This window comes from Planktothrix serta PCC 8927, assembly GCF_900010725.2.
Lineage (GTDB): Bacteria > Cyanobacteriota > Cyanobacteriia > Cyanobacteriales > Microcoleaceae > Planktothrix > Planktothrix serta.
Map to the genome: position 1 here is coordinate 163,044 of NZ_LR734888.1, position 13,446 is coordinate 176,489.

21 protein-coding genes are annotated in these 13,446 nt (G+C 37.7%); 10 read left to right on the forward strand and 11 right to left on the reverse strand.

Features of this window, described 5'->3' with window-relative positions:
* The first annotated feature begins 76 nt into the window (after positions 1 to 76).
* The 3 genes from PL8927_RS27190 to PL8927_RS27200 all read left to right on the forward strand — a co-directional run bounded on the left by PL8927_RS27190 (position 77) and on the right by PL8927_RS27200 (position 952).
* Positions 77 to 334 carry a type II toxin-antitoxin system Phd/YefM family antitoxin gene (locus tag PL8927_RS27190; protein ID WP_083627026.1) on the forward strand — a complete coding sequence of 86 codons (258 nt, stop codon included), beginning with the start codon at positions 77 to 79 and terminating at the stop codon, positions 332 to 334.
* Positions 335 to 464: 130 nt separating this feature from the next.
* A complete protein-coding gene (locus tag PL8927_RS27195) occupies positions 465 to 695 on the forward strand; it encodes a type II toxin-antitoxin system Phd/YefM family antitoxin (RefSeq protein ID WP_083627027.1) in 231 nt (76 codons plus the stop codon).
* Positions 692 to 952, forward strand: coding sequence for a type II toxin-antitoxin system VapC family toxin (locus PL8927_RS27200; protein ID WP_156093352.1), 261 nt, complete (start codon positions 692 to 694; stop codon positions 950 to 952). Before PL8927_RS27195 ends, PL8927_RS27200 begins: the two co-directional genes overlap by 4 nt.
* Before the next feature lie 81 nt (positions 953 to 1,033).
* Here the strand turns inward: PL8927_RS27200 and PL8927_RS27205 are convergent, their stop codons facing one another.
* The gene (locus PL8927_RS27205; RefSeq protein WP_083627028.1) at positions 1,034 to 1,282 is read right to left on the reverse strand and encodes an AbrB/MazE/SpoVT family DNA-binding domain-containing protein; all 249 of its coding nucleotides are present in this window, start codon (positions 1,280 to 1,282) and stop codon (positions 1,034 to 1,036) included.
* 133 nt (positions 1,283 to 1,415) lie between these two features.
* Here PL8927_RS27205 and PL8927_RS27210 point away from each other — a divergent pair, with 133 nt between their 5' ends.
* The gene (locus tag PL8927_RS27210; RefSeq protein ID WP_083627029.1) at positions 1,416 to 1,628 is read left to right on the forward strand and encodes a hypothetical protein; all 213 of its coding nucleotides are present in this window, start codon (positions 1,416 to 1,418) and stop codon (positions 1,626 to 1,628) included.
* Positions 1,629 to 1,693: 65 nt separating this feature from the next.
* Entirely contained in the window at positions 1,694 to 1,909 is a 216-nt protein-coding gene (locus PL8927_RS27215; protein ID WP_231506165.1) for a type II toxin-antitoxin system RelE/ParE family toxin, read from the forward strand.
* 123 nt (positions 1,910 to 2,032) lie between these two features.
* On the opposite strand, the gene PL8927_RS28925 is transcribed toward PL8927_RS27215, so the two are convergent.
* The 6 genes from PL8927_RS28925 to PL8927_RS27240 form a co-directional block, all read right to left on the reverse strand.
* Entirely contained in the window at positions 2,033 to 2,167 is a 135-nt protein-coding gene (locus tag PL8927_RS28925) for a hypothetical protein (RefSeq protein WP_269322040.1), read from the reverse strand.
* A 54-nt stretch (positions 2,168 to 2,221) separates the two neighbouring features.
* Entirely contained in the window at positions 2,222 to 2,407 is a 186-nt protein-coding gene (locus PL8927_RS27220) for a hypothetical protein (RefSeq protein ID WP_083627031.1), read from the reverse strand.
* Positions 2,408 to 2,680: 273 nt separating this feature from the next.
* Positions 2,681 to 2,884 carry a PIN domain-containing protein gene (locus tag PL8927_RS29055; protein WP_331281867.1) on the reverse strand — a complete coding sequence of 68 codons (204 nt, stop codon included), beginning with the start codon at positions 2,882 to 2,884 and terminating at the stop codon, positions 2,681 to 2,683.
* A 336-nt stretch (positions 2,885 to 3,220) separates the two neighbouring features.
* Positions 3,221 to 3,775: a hypothetical protein gene (locus tag PL8927_RS27230; RefSeq protein WP_197047574.1), complete on the reverse strand. Its 555-nt coding sequence runs from the start codon at positions 3,773 to 3,775 to the stop codon at positions 3,221 to 3,223.
* Between the two features lie 259 nt (positions 3,776 to 4,034).
* Positions 4,035 to 5,102: a hypothetical protein gene (locus tag PL8927_RS27235; protein WP_083627033.1), complete on the reverse strand. Its 1,068-nt coding sequence runs from the start codon at positions 5,100 to 5,102 to the stop codon at positions 4,035 to 4,037.
* A gap of 170 nt (positions 5,103 to 5,272) precedes the next feature.
* Positions 5,273 to 5,872 carry a hypothetical protein gene (locus PL8927_RS27240; RefSeq protein ID WP_083627034.1) on the reverse strand — a complete coding sequence of 200 codons (600 nt, stop codon included), beginning with the start codon at positions 5,870 to 5,872 and terminating at the stop codon, positions 5,273 to 5,275.
* A gap of 221 nt (positions 5,873 to 6,093) precedes the next feature.
* On the opposite strand from PL8927_RS27240, the gene PL8927_RS27245 reads away from it, so the two are divergent.
* Positions 6,094 to 7,479: an NB-ARC domain-containing protein gene (locus tag PL8927_RS27245; RefSeq protein ID WP_083627035.1), complete on the forward strand. Its 1,386-nt coding sequence runs from the start codon at positions 6,094 to 6,096 to the stop codon at positions 7,477 to 7,479.
* A 492-nt stretch (positions 7,480 to 7,971) separates the two neighbouring features.
* Here PL8927_RS27245 and PL8927_RS27250 read toward each other — a convergent pair whose 3' ends face one another.
* The 3 genes from PL8927_RS27250 to PL8927_RS27260 all read right to left on the reverse strand — a co-directional run bounded on the left by PL8927_RS27250 (position 7,972) and on the right by PL8927_RS27260 (position 9,593).
* A complete protein-coding gene (locus PL8927_RS27250) occupies positions 7,972 to 8,634 on the reverse strand; it encodes a lysophospholipid acyltransferase family protein (protein WP_083627036.1) in 663 nt (220 codons plus the stop codon).
* A gap of 31 nt (positions 8,635 to 8,665) precedes the next feature.
* Positions 8,666 to 8,884: a hypothetical protein gene (locus PL8927_RS27255; protein ID WP_083627037.1), complete on the reverse strand. Its 219-nt coding sequence runs from the start codon at positions 8,882 to 8,884 to the stop codon at positions 8,666 to 8,668.
* Between the two features lie 115 nt (positions 8,885 to 8,999).
* Positions 9,000 to 9,593, reverse strand: a complete 594-nt coding sequence (locus tag PL8927_RS27260) for a sulfite oxidase-like oxidoreductase (protein ID WP_083627038.1) — start codon at positions 9,591 to 9,593, stop codon at positions 9,000 to 9,002.
* A 249-nt stretch (positions 9,594 to 9,842) separates the two neighbouring features.
* Here PL8927_RS27260 and PL8927_RS27265 point away from each other — a divergent pair, with 249 nt between their 5' ends.
* Positions 9,843 to 10,079: a hypothetical protein gene (locus tag PL8927_RS27265; RefSeq protein WP_083627039.1), complete on the forward strand. Its 237-nt coding sequence runs from the start codon at positions 9,843 to 9,845 to the stop codon at positions 10,077 to 10,079.
* Positions 10,080 to 10,098: 19 nt separating this feature from the next.
* Here PL8927_RS27265 and PL8927_RS27270 read toward each other — a convergent pair whose 3' ends face one another.
* The gene (locus PL8927_RS27270; protein ID WP_083627040.1) at positions 10,099 to 10,695 is read right to left on the reverse strand and encodes a hypothetical protein; all 597 of its coding nucleotides are present in this window, start codon (positions 10,693 to 10,695) and stop codon (positions 10,099 to 10,101) included.
* A 130-nt stretch (positions 10,696 to 10,825) separates the two neighbouring features.
* On the opposite strand from PL8927_RS27270, the gene PL8927_RS27275 reads away from it, so the two are divergent.
* Genes PL8927_RS27275 through PL8927_RS27285 form a run of 3 tightly spaced genes read left to right on the forward strand, consistent with a single transcriptional unit; the run spans position 10,826 to position 13,363 of the window.
* Positions 10,826 to 11,179, forward strand: a complete 354-nt coding sequence (locus PL8927_RS27275; RefSeq protein WP_083627041.1) for a GAF domain-containing protein — start codon at positions 10,826 to 10,828, stop codon at positions 11,177 to 11,179.
* Positions 11,180 to 11,224: 45 nt separating this feature from the next.
* Entirely contained in the window at positions 11,225 to 11,860 is a 636-nt protein-coding gene (gene upp / locus PL8927_RS27280; protein ID WP_083627042.1) for a uracil phosphoribosyltransferase, read from the forward strand.
* Between the two features lie 24 nt (positions 11,861 to 11,884).
* The gene (locus PL8927_RS27285; RefSeq protein WP_083627043.1) at positions 11,885 to 13,363 is read left to right on the forward strand and encodes a CoA-acylating methylmalonate-semialdehyde dehydrogenase; all 1,479 of its coding nucleotides are present in this window, start codon (positions 11,885 to 11,887) and stop codon (positions 13,361 to 13,363) included.
* The last annotated feature ends 83 nt before the right edge of the window (positions 13,364 to 13,446 follow it).

A 13,446-nucleotide genomic window follows, 5' to 3' on the forward strand; every position in this document is an offset into this window, starting at 1 on the left:
TCGCCCTTCCCTACAATGATCACATTGATATGATGGAAACGGGTGATATAATAAATTAAGTAATTCTGGGATCGGCATGGCTAAACTTCAGATTGAAAACTTACCTAATGACTTCAAAAAAAATCTCTCTGAGTTATTGTCTCGTGTAGAACTTGGAGAAGAAATTATTATTTCCAATCAAGGGGTTGCGATCGCTAAGTTAATTCCGTTTCGTCCTTCATCCAATCGACGGGCAACTTTAGGGCAAGATCAAGGTAAATTTATCATACCAGACGACTTTAATGAACCGTTACCCCAAGAAATTTTGGCAGCATTTGAAGGAAATGAACAGTGAAATTATTGTTGCTGATCTATTGACCTCTAAAGTTAATCAACTATTTACTCATCTTGATGCTCCTTCTGTTGGGGAAATCAATGAGCACATTGATAGAATAGAAATAGATCTGATTATGAACCCTTAAAAAATGACACAAATTACCACGACTGAATTACCTCAAACCTTCCAAACTCTATTAATAGAGGTCGAACGTACCAAAACCCCCCTAACTGTTATCCATGAAGGAAAACCATTAGTAATTATATATCCCGCCAACAGCCAACCCTCACGCCCCGCTTTTGGAGTTATGAAAGGAAGTGGTGAAATATTAGGAGATTTAATCATTTCTGTTGCCGAACCTTGGGAGGTTTTAGAGTGAAACTTCTACTCGATACCCATATTTGGCTTTGGTATTTACTGGGTGACCAACGCTTATCAATCCAACTTCAAACACTGATTGCCGATCTTAACACTGAAATTTGGTTGAGTCCTATTAGCATTTGGGAGACACTCATTCTTGCAGAAAAAGGAAGGATTTCCTTACGACCAGATCCGGTTACATGGATTAACTTAGCTTTAAAAACCCTGGAAACTCCTGAAGCCCAAATGAATCACAACATTGCTGTAAAAATCTAGCAGATCGTTCAGCGAGATCAAGGGGATCATTGGTAATGAACCTTAATAAAATATTGGCATCTACCCAATAATTACTCATGATTATGACTGATTAGATTTCTGAGCTAAAGATTGGGCTACAGTTTGGCGTATAGTTGTTTTACCCGGATCAGGTTGAGTAGCTGGTAAAACTCCTCGAAATTCACTCAGGCATTTTCTTTGAATTGGTTGTAACCTAATTTCATTTCCGGTAACAATTAATAGGAATTCATCTCCCTGTTTCAGTTCTAAACGCTCACGAATTTCAGGAGGTATAGTAATCTGTCCCTCTTGATTAAGTTGTGTTTTCATGATTGAACTATTTTATGAGATGGGTTGATTTGATTATATCTTAAGCGATCGCTCTCTTGACAATGATCACATTGTCATGATAGAAACTGGTGATATAATAAACTAAGTGATTCTGAATTTATGGAGTCGAACAATGAAAACCTATAGATTTGATGCCATTATAGAGTTAGTTGAAGAAATGTCTGATGATGAACAAATCACCTTAATCAATTTGATCAGCCAACGACTTAGGGAAAAACGGAGAGACGAGATCGCTCTTAATATTGTTCGCGCTGATGAAGAGTATTTGCATGAACAAGTCTTCAGAGGAACAGTTAATGATATAATGGCGGAATTAAATCGATGAGAATTCTGGTTTTAGCATCTTCGTTCAAACGAGCTTTTAAATCTTTAATCCGCCAAAAACCTGAAATGGAGGAAAAAATAGCTGAACGACTAGAACTATTGGTAAATAATCCATTCCATCCCTCACTTAAGACCCACAAGCTAAAAGGTAAGCTATCTGGTGCCTGGGCTTGTACTTTAGAGTACGACTGTCGCATAGTCTTCAATTTTAAGAAGTGTTCAAATTCAGATGTTGAAGAAATCCTTCTGATTGATATTGGTAGCCATGACGAAGTTTATTAAATTCGTTCTTTAAGCATTTTTATCTAACTTGATCATTATTGCCTGAGAGTTCGGAAGAGGGTTTATTAATAACATTTCTGTTAGCAGACAAAAGTTATCTCAGAAATCAGGTTTCTTTTTAATTCAGGCGATCGCTCTTTTTTTAAGAATGCGATCGCTCTCCCTACAATTATTACAATAAAGTGCGATCGCTTTCCCTAAAATTATCACCCATAAAGTGCGATCGCTCTTTTTTTCAGACTGCGATGGTGTAGCCACCTGTCGGCATCAATCTCGGAAACGATTATCACATTGTAAAACCTCATAATTTTACTATTTTTGCCCCGTCGGTTCTAATGACTTATTAGACTTCTTTGCGGGTAGTGTTACTGAGCATTTTCCACTTTCTGTTTGTCTCTTACGCCAATCTGCAAACATGGCAGCCACATCGTAGTTGAAAGCTTTAGCATGAGCTTCTCGGATTTGATAAATTTCCTCTAGGATTTCATTAGTTAACATTTTTTATTCTCCCATTAACTGATAAGGTGTGCAAATTCTGGGTAGTTCATAACCGAATTCAAAACAAACCTGAGATAGCTTTTTCTGGATTTGCACATTGGCAATATGCTTACAGTTCCATGTTAACAGGTAATCTATACCGTGAACCGTAGCAAGGGCTATATGAGCAGCATCATTAGCAGCTTTTGATGGGAGATTGCTTTTTGCTAAGAATTGTAAAGTTAGTTCTTGTGCTGTCTCCGTAGCTTCTAGTAATTGAATACTTTCTAAAATTTATAAGCGCTTTGCAGCTATTTCAGGATCGCCTAACGCCGCTTCATCTAAAACTACAAAAGAGATATACAAATCAAAATCCCCACGGCACTTTTCCCACCAATCTTGTGTCACCTTAATGTTTGCAGCTAGAATCAAGTTTTCGGTTGATCTAGCTGTTAAATATCCAAAAATGCTAGTCTCAATGTAAACTGTTTCTTTCACTTCACTTTCTCAACCTCTAAACCTTACAGTACAATATTAATAGATATCTAGCCAGTTCAGAGATCGCTTTCCCTAAAATTATTACAAGAAAGTGCGATCGCTTTTTTTAAGACTGCGATCGCTTTCCCTACAATTATTACAATAAAGTGTGATCGTTTTTTTTAAGACTGCGATCACTCTGTCTACAATGATGAGAAGAAAGTACCAGCGCAATATTTTAACCGCTCAAGGCTGAGAAACCGGGTTTCTTAACAACAATCTCGGTTGAGATCCGCTCATCTTTTTGAGAAACCCGGTTTCTGGTTCACTTTTCCTATTACGCTAAACTACAAAAACTTAAATTCGACACCATGTGAACTCTAAATTATTCAATGCTGTATCGTCGCCTCCTCTTCCTAGTGGTTCCTCTATTTTTGCCCGAACACCACATATAGCAGCATCAGAAAACCCTCCTTGCCATTCTCCAAAGCTACCCCATTGACCTCCTCCAGATGCTTCAAGACGTTGACCATTACTACAAGCAAAAGCTACAGAGTTTGCTGCCGTATCATCCTGGTTGCGTCGCGAAGGTTCAACTTTAAGTGTAAAATGAGTGAAGAACTGACCTTGTGGACAATTAGCACCCTCTCTCCATGAACCCCAAAAACCGTCATGGGGAGAAATGCGAGCTACATCGTGCCCATTTCGCTCACGACAATAAAGAGCAACAGCATTAAGGGCAGTATCGTCACCAGGGCCTGATAGGACATCTACTCTGATGGTATAACCAGCAGCCCAACTATCTGGAGGACAGTAAACGGCTCTAGTCCAACTACCCCAGGGAGTAGCATTAGGAGCCTCAAGCACACCAACTTGATCATTACGGACATTTTGGGCTAAGGCTGGTAACAAAGGAAGAACTACTAGAAGACCAGTAATAATAATCGTACTTTTTTTCATGACCAGATTCCTACAAAACTTTAAATTTATATGAGAATATTTTTATAATATAAATTATAAACTCAAGTATTATATAGGCTAAAAAAGTTCGATTTTGACAACAGTTTTTACCGATTTTTATTTTATTATTGTGTAGTTTTATACAATAATAAAATAATGTTGAAAATCAAAAATCAGGGATTTCAACAAATTACTTATCCGTTGCCGTAAATTAACGTCCAAAGCAGACTTGAAGTAAGCCTCCATTATCGCTAAGTGCATTATCAGCATCATTAATTCTCATATCAACTGCATTAAATGGGCTATTCAATGAAGTCGGAGCTTGAATCCATAAGGCACCTTGACTACTAGCCATTAGCAAAGCACCAAATGGAAATCTTTGATCAAACTTGTACTGATTATATGGTGTAAGAGCCTGAGCATCAGACCCTCCATGTCCAGAAGCATTAACTGGTTGATAACTTCGGGTATCAACGCTCCATCCTCCGCCAAGGCTTGTAATCTTAGTAAAATTTCCAGGTAAGTTAAACCTTTGCCATCCCTTTGTTGAATCTACAGAGACGCATACAGAACTATTTGAATTAGTTGCGTTAGTTGAACTAACAGAGTTATTTCTTGCTACTCTAAAACGGATATATGGCTGATATGTATTAGGAGTAGGAATACACCTTGTAGACGTTTCCACCCATTTATCACAACCTACTTGTCCAAACGTAGGTGCAATACACTCTCTGCTACCCCAAAATGTGCTAATCCACTTTCTGCAACCTGTTTGCCCCATTCTGGGAACAGCACATTCCTTAATTCTTGCACATTCCTCTCTATTATAAGTAGCACGCCCAATTTCAAATTCCATTCCAGCAATAGAAAAATTAACGCTGTTACTGCCATTAAATGAAACTTTAATAGCAGACAAAATCTTCTGAATTGTTAGCTCTCTTGTAATCTCATCAATAATTGAAGGGGCTTTTAAAACAACCTCTTGTAAAATTTTTGCCCGAGATTCGTCAGCAAAATTTGAAAAATATGCGCTTGTTACTGAGCCACTTCCTCCTAGCGCATCTGCTGTTATAGCTGATGATAATTTTAGATACTCTTCATGACTGAACTCTTTTGAATAAATTACAATCCAGCCATTTTCGAGGCTCCGTTGGACATTAGGTTTATTTGTTCTATGGTCAGCCACAGTTGGTTCTGAAATAATCAGTACACTTGTGAAAATAACCCCCCCTAAAGTTAGGAAAATACAAATCTTATTTAAAATTATTTTAGCTAGCATAGTCCTACCCCCAATATTAACGATATCTTCTTATGCTGCTTTTACTGTTATAAATTTTTACTCCTGTATTACTAAGGTAACTAATTCAAACTTCCTATTAATTAGGAGGTCGGGTTTCAAGAGTATTAACCCAACCTACAATATCAGTCAATTGACTAAACTAAAAGAACTTAAATTCGACACCAAGTGAACTCTAAATTATTCAAGGCTGTATCGTCCCCTGTTCCTTGTTTTCCCTCTATTTTTGCCCGGACACCACATATAGCAGCACCAGAAAACTGTTTGCCTTGCCATTCTCCAAACTCACCCCATTGACCACCACCAGATGCTTCAATACGTTGACCATTACAAGCAAAAGCTACAGAGTTTGCAGCCGTATCATCGCCACTGCCTTGGCTAGGTTCAACTTTAAGTGTAAAATGAGTAAAGAACTGACCTTGTGGACAATTAGCACCCTCTCTCCACGAACCCCAAAAACCGTCATGGGGGGTAATGCGAGTCACATCGCGCCCATTTCTGTCACGACAATAAAGAGCAACAGCATTAAGGGAAGTATCGTCACCAGTGCCTTGGTTCGGTTCTACTCTCATGGTATAACCAGCCGCCCAACTACCTGGAGGACAGTAAACGGCTCTAGTCCAACTACCCCAGGGAGTAGCATTAGGAGCCTCAAGCATACCAACTTGATCATTACGGACATTTTGGGCTAAGGCTGGTAATAAAGGGAGAACTGCTAGAAGACCAGTAATAATAATGGTACTTTTTTTCATGACCAGATCCCTACAAAACTTTAAATTTATATGAGAATATTTTTATAATTTATATTATAAATTCAAGCATTGTCTAGGTCAAAAATGTTCAATTTTGCCAACAATTTTTACCTACTTTCATTCTAGTAAAACCTATTTTTATACAAAAATATACAAAATTGTCTAAAAAAATCAGCCCATGTACGCTATAATATAAAAAACCTTTGCATCTCCTAGCCCTCATGGATCTCAAAGAAGTGTTAAAAGTGGCTGATGATATAGTATTTGGTAAAACGGGCCAACACCTTGACGATTTAGAAGAAGCGGTATTGCGGGGAACACTGGAACATGAGACATATAAACAAATTGCTAAGGACTTTGATTGTTCTGAAAGTAACGTTAGGAATGCGGGATCAAAATTATGGCAGATTTTTTCAGAGGAACTAGGGGAAGATATTAGTAAATCGAATTTTCGAGCCGCGATGGAGAGGTTACAAAACGCTAATTTTTTCAACTTTGGGCAAACTGTTAATCATAGTTTTAATATTTGTGGAGAAAGTAGACATCCGCCAGATATACCCAACGCCTATCAGCAAAATGAGAATATTTATAACACTAAACAATCTAAAAACCAATGTTATGATTTAAGTGAAATGCCTGATTTAGGTGCTTTTTATGGTCGCACGCCTGAATTAGAAACCTTGACAAATTGGATTTTACAACAACGCTGTCGTTTGATTGCGATTACGGGTATTAGTGGGATGGGGAAAACGGCGTTAACGGTGCAATTGGTTCAACAAATTAAAGATGAATTTGAGTCTGTAATTTGGTGCAATTTTGACTCATCTCCAACTTTAGCAGACTTTCAAACTAACTTAATCGAATTTTTTTCGCAGTCAGAAGAACTAGATTTATCAGCACCTCATCCGAAAGCTTTACCCCTAATTAAATATTTGCAAAAGCATCGCTGTTTAATTATTTTAGATAATATTCACAATCTTTTTAGTAGCGGAGAATTAGCGGGAAAATATAAACCCGGATATGAAGACTATCGAACTTTATTTAAACAGATTAAAGAATTATCTCATCAAAGTTGTTTTCTGTTAATCGGTTGGAAACATCCCAGAGAAGTGACTGAGGTTAAAAGCGAAAATTCTGTAATTCGGACTTTACAATTAACGGGTTTAGATATTGTTGCTGTACGCGAAATATTTAGAGATTATGGGTTAGTTGAAATTAAGAATTTTGAGACAATTATTCAACCTTATCAAGGCAACCCCTTCTGGTTAAAAAGTATAGCAAATTTGATCCAAGAGTTGGGAGGATGTGCAACTGAAGTATTATTGAAAGATACCCTATTGTTACCGGAAGAGGTGAAGGAGAGTTTACAGCAACAGTGCGATCGCTTATCGGAGATAGAAAAACAAGTGCTGTCTTTATTGGTAGCCGAAAACAATCCGGTTAATTTAGTTAAATTGTTAGAAAATAGCCGAATTCTCTCATCAGATTTACTCAACGCCATCCAATCTTTACTCCGACGCTGTTTAATCGAACAACAAGGTAATTGTTATACTATTTTACCTTTAATTAAGCAATATCTAGCTAGTTTAAATCAATTTTTAAAATAGCTTAAAAACGACATCCAGAAATAGATGCTCTCACACAGCAAGTTTGGTGAAATTATAGCAATTTTCACTCTTGATGGGGTACAGTGGGGATTAAAAATTCGGTTTCTAAAACAATACCTTCCCCATTTTTTTAACTGTAGATGTTACCACAAAGGCACGAAGACACAAAGGAAGATATGAAGGAGGTATAGCAACCGCGCCTGGGGGTATTTGACAAAGACTAATGCTGAAATCCAGACTGTGAAGCCTTTTCTGACCCGTTAAGCAGTTAAGCTTTTCCCTGCTATATTAAGGTTGATAGCAGTTTTTAGTCGGGTGAGGGACTTAAAAACCCATATTCTCTGAATCATCTTTCTTCCTTTCTTTGTGTCTTTGTGTCTTTGTGGTTGTCATCAGCGATCTTAAAAATTACCCCGATAATATTGGCGAGGGTATGGTCAAAGAAACCGGGTTTTTGGGGTGTACCTCAGTGTAAAACAGAGAATAAATCATCTAGGTATGTAACGTTTTAAGAGATGTTTCTAAGTCTGAAGTTAAAGATTTTGTTGCCAGTTTAGGAGATTGTTCTGTATAATTATTAACCTGAATTGGTTCTCCAATTTTTATTTTAACAGAAGATCCTTTAGAAATTGGTGCAGGGCGATCATAACGAATACTAATCGGAACAATTTTTAAATCTAAATCCGGTTTTTGGGATAAAGTTTGTAATGCAATTCGCGCGACTCCGGGTTGAATGGGGCGAATATCCCCCTCTAAAAAAATATGTCCTTCGGGAAATAAAACTAAAATTTGTTCTTGTTTTAACAATTCTATACTATAGCGAATACTGGAGGTTCCAGGGTGATCTCGGTTAACAGGAAACCCCCCCAACCGTTGAATAAACCACCCTTGAAAACCCTGGGTTTGTTCTAATAAAACCATATATCTTAAGTCTCGTCCCGTTACCCACCGTCCGGCTGAATAAGCTAATAAAATGGCATCCCATCGAGAGCGATGAGTAGGTGCTAAAATGACTGCACCTGTTTGGGGTAAATAGTCCTGACCCTCAATTTCAATATTTTTAAAATAGAAGGGTACAACCAAACCACCGAATAAAAAATAAGCAATGGGTGTTAACCAAGGAGAAACTTTAGAGTTAGAAAGACTTTCCAACATTAGATTAGAGTTTGAGACTGTTAATTCTGGCTTATTCTAAACGTTCTGCATATAAACTTTGAACTAAATTCTCTAGTTTCTCTTCAGAACAACAGTCTACTAACATATCAAAAGCATCGAGGAGTTTAGCCGCATTTTCTCCTAACATGGGACTCATATCCCAAACATCCTGTACCCAGTCTCGCGGGCGTTCTTCATCAAAAATCATTCGTTCTAAAAGTTGTCTGGCTTCGGTTTTAGTCAGTTTCATAAGATTTGAGGGTTATGTAGATTAGCACTTTAATCATCATATCAAATTTAGGTTCTCAGTTGAGTTGAAAACAGTACAACCCAACTTTTTCCCCGATAATTTTTAAGTCCGAAAATCAATCACTATAGCGTTCTTCTGCCCAAGGTTCCCCCCTTCTATGATAACCATTCTGTTCCCAAAATCCCAATTCCTCATGATCCAGAAATTCTAACCCCTTAATCCATTTTCCACTTTTCCAAGCATATAAATGGGGAACAACTAACCGCATCGGGCCACCATGATCGGCGGGTAAGGGTTCATCAAAAACCTGATAGGCAAAAAAGTTTTCTTCTCGTAAGAAATCTTCCATTGAAATATTAGTAGTGTAACCCCCATAGCAATGTTCCATAACATGAATTGCTTGGGGATCAACTTCAACAGATTTCATGAAATCAGTTACTTTAATTCCTGTCCATTTCACCTCTAATTTTGACCAGTGAGTTACACAGTGAAAATCGGCGGTAAAATTGCTTTGAGGCATCGCCATTAAGTCAGACCAAGTAAAGGTTTTGGGTGTGACTAAACCCCAAACTTTTAACTGCCAATTCTCAATAGAAATTTCGGGGGTTTCCCCATAGGTTAAGACGGGAAAACCTTTGCTTAAATGTTGTCCGGGTGGAACGCGATCGCTCTCATCAGAAGTGGGTTTATGGAAAAATTGGCCTAACATGATTAACACTCAAGGGCTATTTTTTAGTTAGTATAGCGCGTAGCGCTCTTAGAACAAGAAGCACTAGGATTGTTATAGCTTAATTGGCAATGCTATATAAGGTTAAATTTGGGGTTTTTACCCGATCTGCTCTCAAACTGCTTCTTCCTTTATATATAAATGTTAAATTTTCCAATTCTATCATGAGAAGTGGGAACAAAGTTTGTAAATCAGTATACTATGAATAATATCTTTTAGAGCAAAATAACAATGGCTCCGATTTACTTGATTCCTTTGTTGATTAGTTGTTTAGCAGCTTGGGTCAGTCTGGGTAATCCCCAATGGAAGATTGATGACTTACCCAAACTTTTAGCCACTTTAATTGGTGTAGCTTGTCTGATTTGGTTCTTTGTGGCTACTCCTTGGTTAATCAAACTCAGCCTGATTATTATCTTACTCATTCTAGGGAATTATTCCCTAGGAGAGTCCTTAAAAACGGATGAGTAATTCCATTCTGAGCTTAATTTTAATTAGCATTAGAGGCGGGTTTTCCTAAAATTGTAAATGACATTTTTCCTGTCAATCCGCTTTTCCAAGCCATCCCATCCTGATCTCGAAAAAATATTTTTAGATCCGCACCCAATAGCTGAGTTTTGGGATCAGTGGTCATCCATAACCAATCATCAGAATGATCCTGCGTATTATTAACAATTGACAGCAAATAACGTCCCGCTTCCAAACGAAAAGGTATGACCAGACCTACATAATTAAAAACAGGATGGGAAAACCGCTCAATATCCGTTTGTGTTTGGCGAACTTCCGTTAACTGCACATCAATTTTGGGTGTAATTTCTGGAATTCCCTCAACAATTTTAAAAATTCTTAGGGAAAATTTAGCATCAGAGGGTTTACCATCAGGGAAATATTGACCACTCCAATGAATTTGATCAACTTCAACACTTTCTTTAAGGGTAAATTCATACCCAATTTGTTGCTGTCCTGAAAAATATTTGCCATCAAAATCACTCAATAATCCAAAAGAACCGTTACCTTCACCGGAAGAAAAAATCACCTCAGCTTGTACCGGAACTAGGGAATAGTTAAGCGTTATCCAACTACTCATTAAACTTGTTAAACCTATTACACAGTGCTTCAAAACTTGGCTTTTTTTCAACATCATAAAAATTGAGATTTGTCCTAGAAAACTAAAATTAAGATACAATAGCAACGGTTAACTTAAGGTTGATGCTATTATGATACCTGCTTTGATTCCCGACAACGAAAAAGAACGATTAGATGCACTGTATCACTATGAAATGTTGGATACACAAGCAGAACCTTCGTTTGATGAACTGACCCTTCTAGCTACCTATATTTGTAAAACACCCATTGCTTTAATTAGTTTACTCGATCGCGATCGCCAATGGTTTAAATCCATTATAGGCTCCATGCCACCCCAAACAGCAAGAGATATTGCTTTTTGTGCTTATTGTATTTTACAACATGATTTAATGATTGTTCCTGACACCTTAGAAGATGAACGATTTATCAATAATCCTCTGCTAATATCCGATCCCAAAGTTCGTTTTTATAATGTTATAATATAAGCTAATTTCCATTAAAATTTTATTAACCAATTCCCTTAATTACTCATGTACCCAAACGTTACGATTATTCAGCATCCTCTGATTCAACATAAACTCACCTTGATGCGACGGGAAGAAACCAGTACCGCCAAATTTCGTCAATTGTTGCGAGAAATTAGTATGTTATTAGCCTATGAAATTACGCGAGATTTACCCCTCCGTAAACAGTTAATTAAAACCCCTCTCGGCCCGATGGAAGCTCCAATTTTAGCCTCCGAGAAAAAAATGGTAATAGTTTCAATAATGCGGGCAGGTCAGGGAATTTTAGATGGTATTTTAGAATTAATTCCTTCGGCGCGAGTTGGACATATTGGCTTATATCGAGATCCCCGAACTTTTATTCCAATTGAATATTATTTTAGATTACCCGATGATATCGAAGAACGGGAAGTTTTAGTTGTTGATCCCATGATTGCTACAGGAAACACGGCCGTTGCCGCCATCCAAAGATTAAAACAAACAAACCCTTTATCGGTAAAATTTTTGTGCTTAATTGCCTCTCCAGAAGGCATTGATCATTTCCATTCTTATCATCCTGAAGTTCCTTTGTATACGGCTGCTATTGATGATCATTTAGATGAACATGGATATATTATTCCAGGGTTAGGAGATGCAGGCGATCGCTTATTTGGAACAAAATAATTATATAATTTAGGAGATAAAAAAATGACAAATTCCCCAATTCTACGCAACTATATTAATGGTCAATGGTGTTCTTCTGAAGCCACAGAAACCCTAGATGTGATCAATCCAGCGACCTTAGAAATATTAGCAAAAGTTCCTCTTTCTCCCGCAGCAGAACTTAATCAGGTGGCGGAAATCGCCCAACAATCCTTTGATTCCTGGCGAAGAACTCCTGTTACAGAACGCATTCGTTATTTATTTAAACTGCGAGGATTGCTTGACAAAAATCAACAGGATTTAGCTCAAATTATTACCCTAGAATGTGGGAAAACTCTGGCTGAATCTGTGGGTGAATTACAACGAGCGATTGAAAATGTTGAAGTGGCTTGTGGCGTTCCGACCTTAATTCAAGGCTACAATTCTGAAGATATTGCTAGGGGAATTGATGAAATTATGATTCGTCAACCTTTAGGCGTTGTAGCAATAATTGCTCCGTTTAATTTTCCGGGGATGATTCCCTTTTGGTTTTTTCCTTATGCGATCGCCTGTGGGAATACTTGTATTATTAAACCCTCGGAAAAAGTACCTTTAACAATGCAAAAAGTATTTGCTTTAATTGATCAAATCGGATTACCGCCAGGGGTAATTAATTTAGTCAATGGAGCCAAAGAAACCGTTGATGCTATTTTAGATCATGCTAATATTAAAGCCATTAGTTTTGTCGGTTCTACTCCCGTTGCTAAATATGTTTATAGTCGGGCAACTGCTAACGGAAAACGGGCACAATGTCAAGGCGGAGCCAAAAATCCGGTGATTATTTTACCGGATGCTGATTTAGAAATGACCACAAAAATTATCGCCGATAGTGCCTTTGGTTGTGCAGGACAACGGTGTTTAGCCACATCAATTGCCATTACCGTTGGTCAAGCAAAACAGAGTTTTACAGATGCGATCGCATCTGTTGCAGAAACTCGAATTGTTGGCTATGGATTAGATAACAATGTACAAATGGGAACCGTTATTTCTGCTCAAAGTAAAGCTCGAATTGAAGGATTAATTCAACAGGGAAAAGAGGAAGGAGGCAAAATTTTAATTGATGGCAGAAATCCTAAAATTTCGGGTTATGAACAAGGTTATTTTGTCCGTCCGACTATCTTACAAGATATTAACCCCCAGGGAGAACTCGCCCGCACAGAAATTTTCGGCCCCGTATTGAGTTTAATTCATCTGAATAGTATTGAAGAAGCGATCGCTTTTGTTAATCAAAGTGAATATGGCAATATGGCTTGTTTATTTACTCGAAGTGGGGCAGCGGCGAGAAAGTTTCGGTATGAAGTTCAGGCGGGAAATATTGGGATTAATATTGGGGTGGCGGCACCGATGGCATTCTTTCCCTTTAGTGGTTGGAAAGATAGCTTTTTTGGAGATTTACACGGTCAAGGACAACACGCCGTTGAATTTTTTACCCAAACTAAAGTTGTCGTTGAACGTTGGTTATCAGACTGGTCACGACAATTTTAACCCAAGTTTATAGATAATATAGCAACGAAAAAAAGTCGAAAATAAGAGGTTAAAAAAGTGGATTTTATTGATAGTTAAGGGCG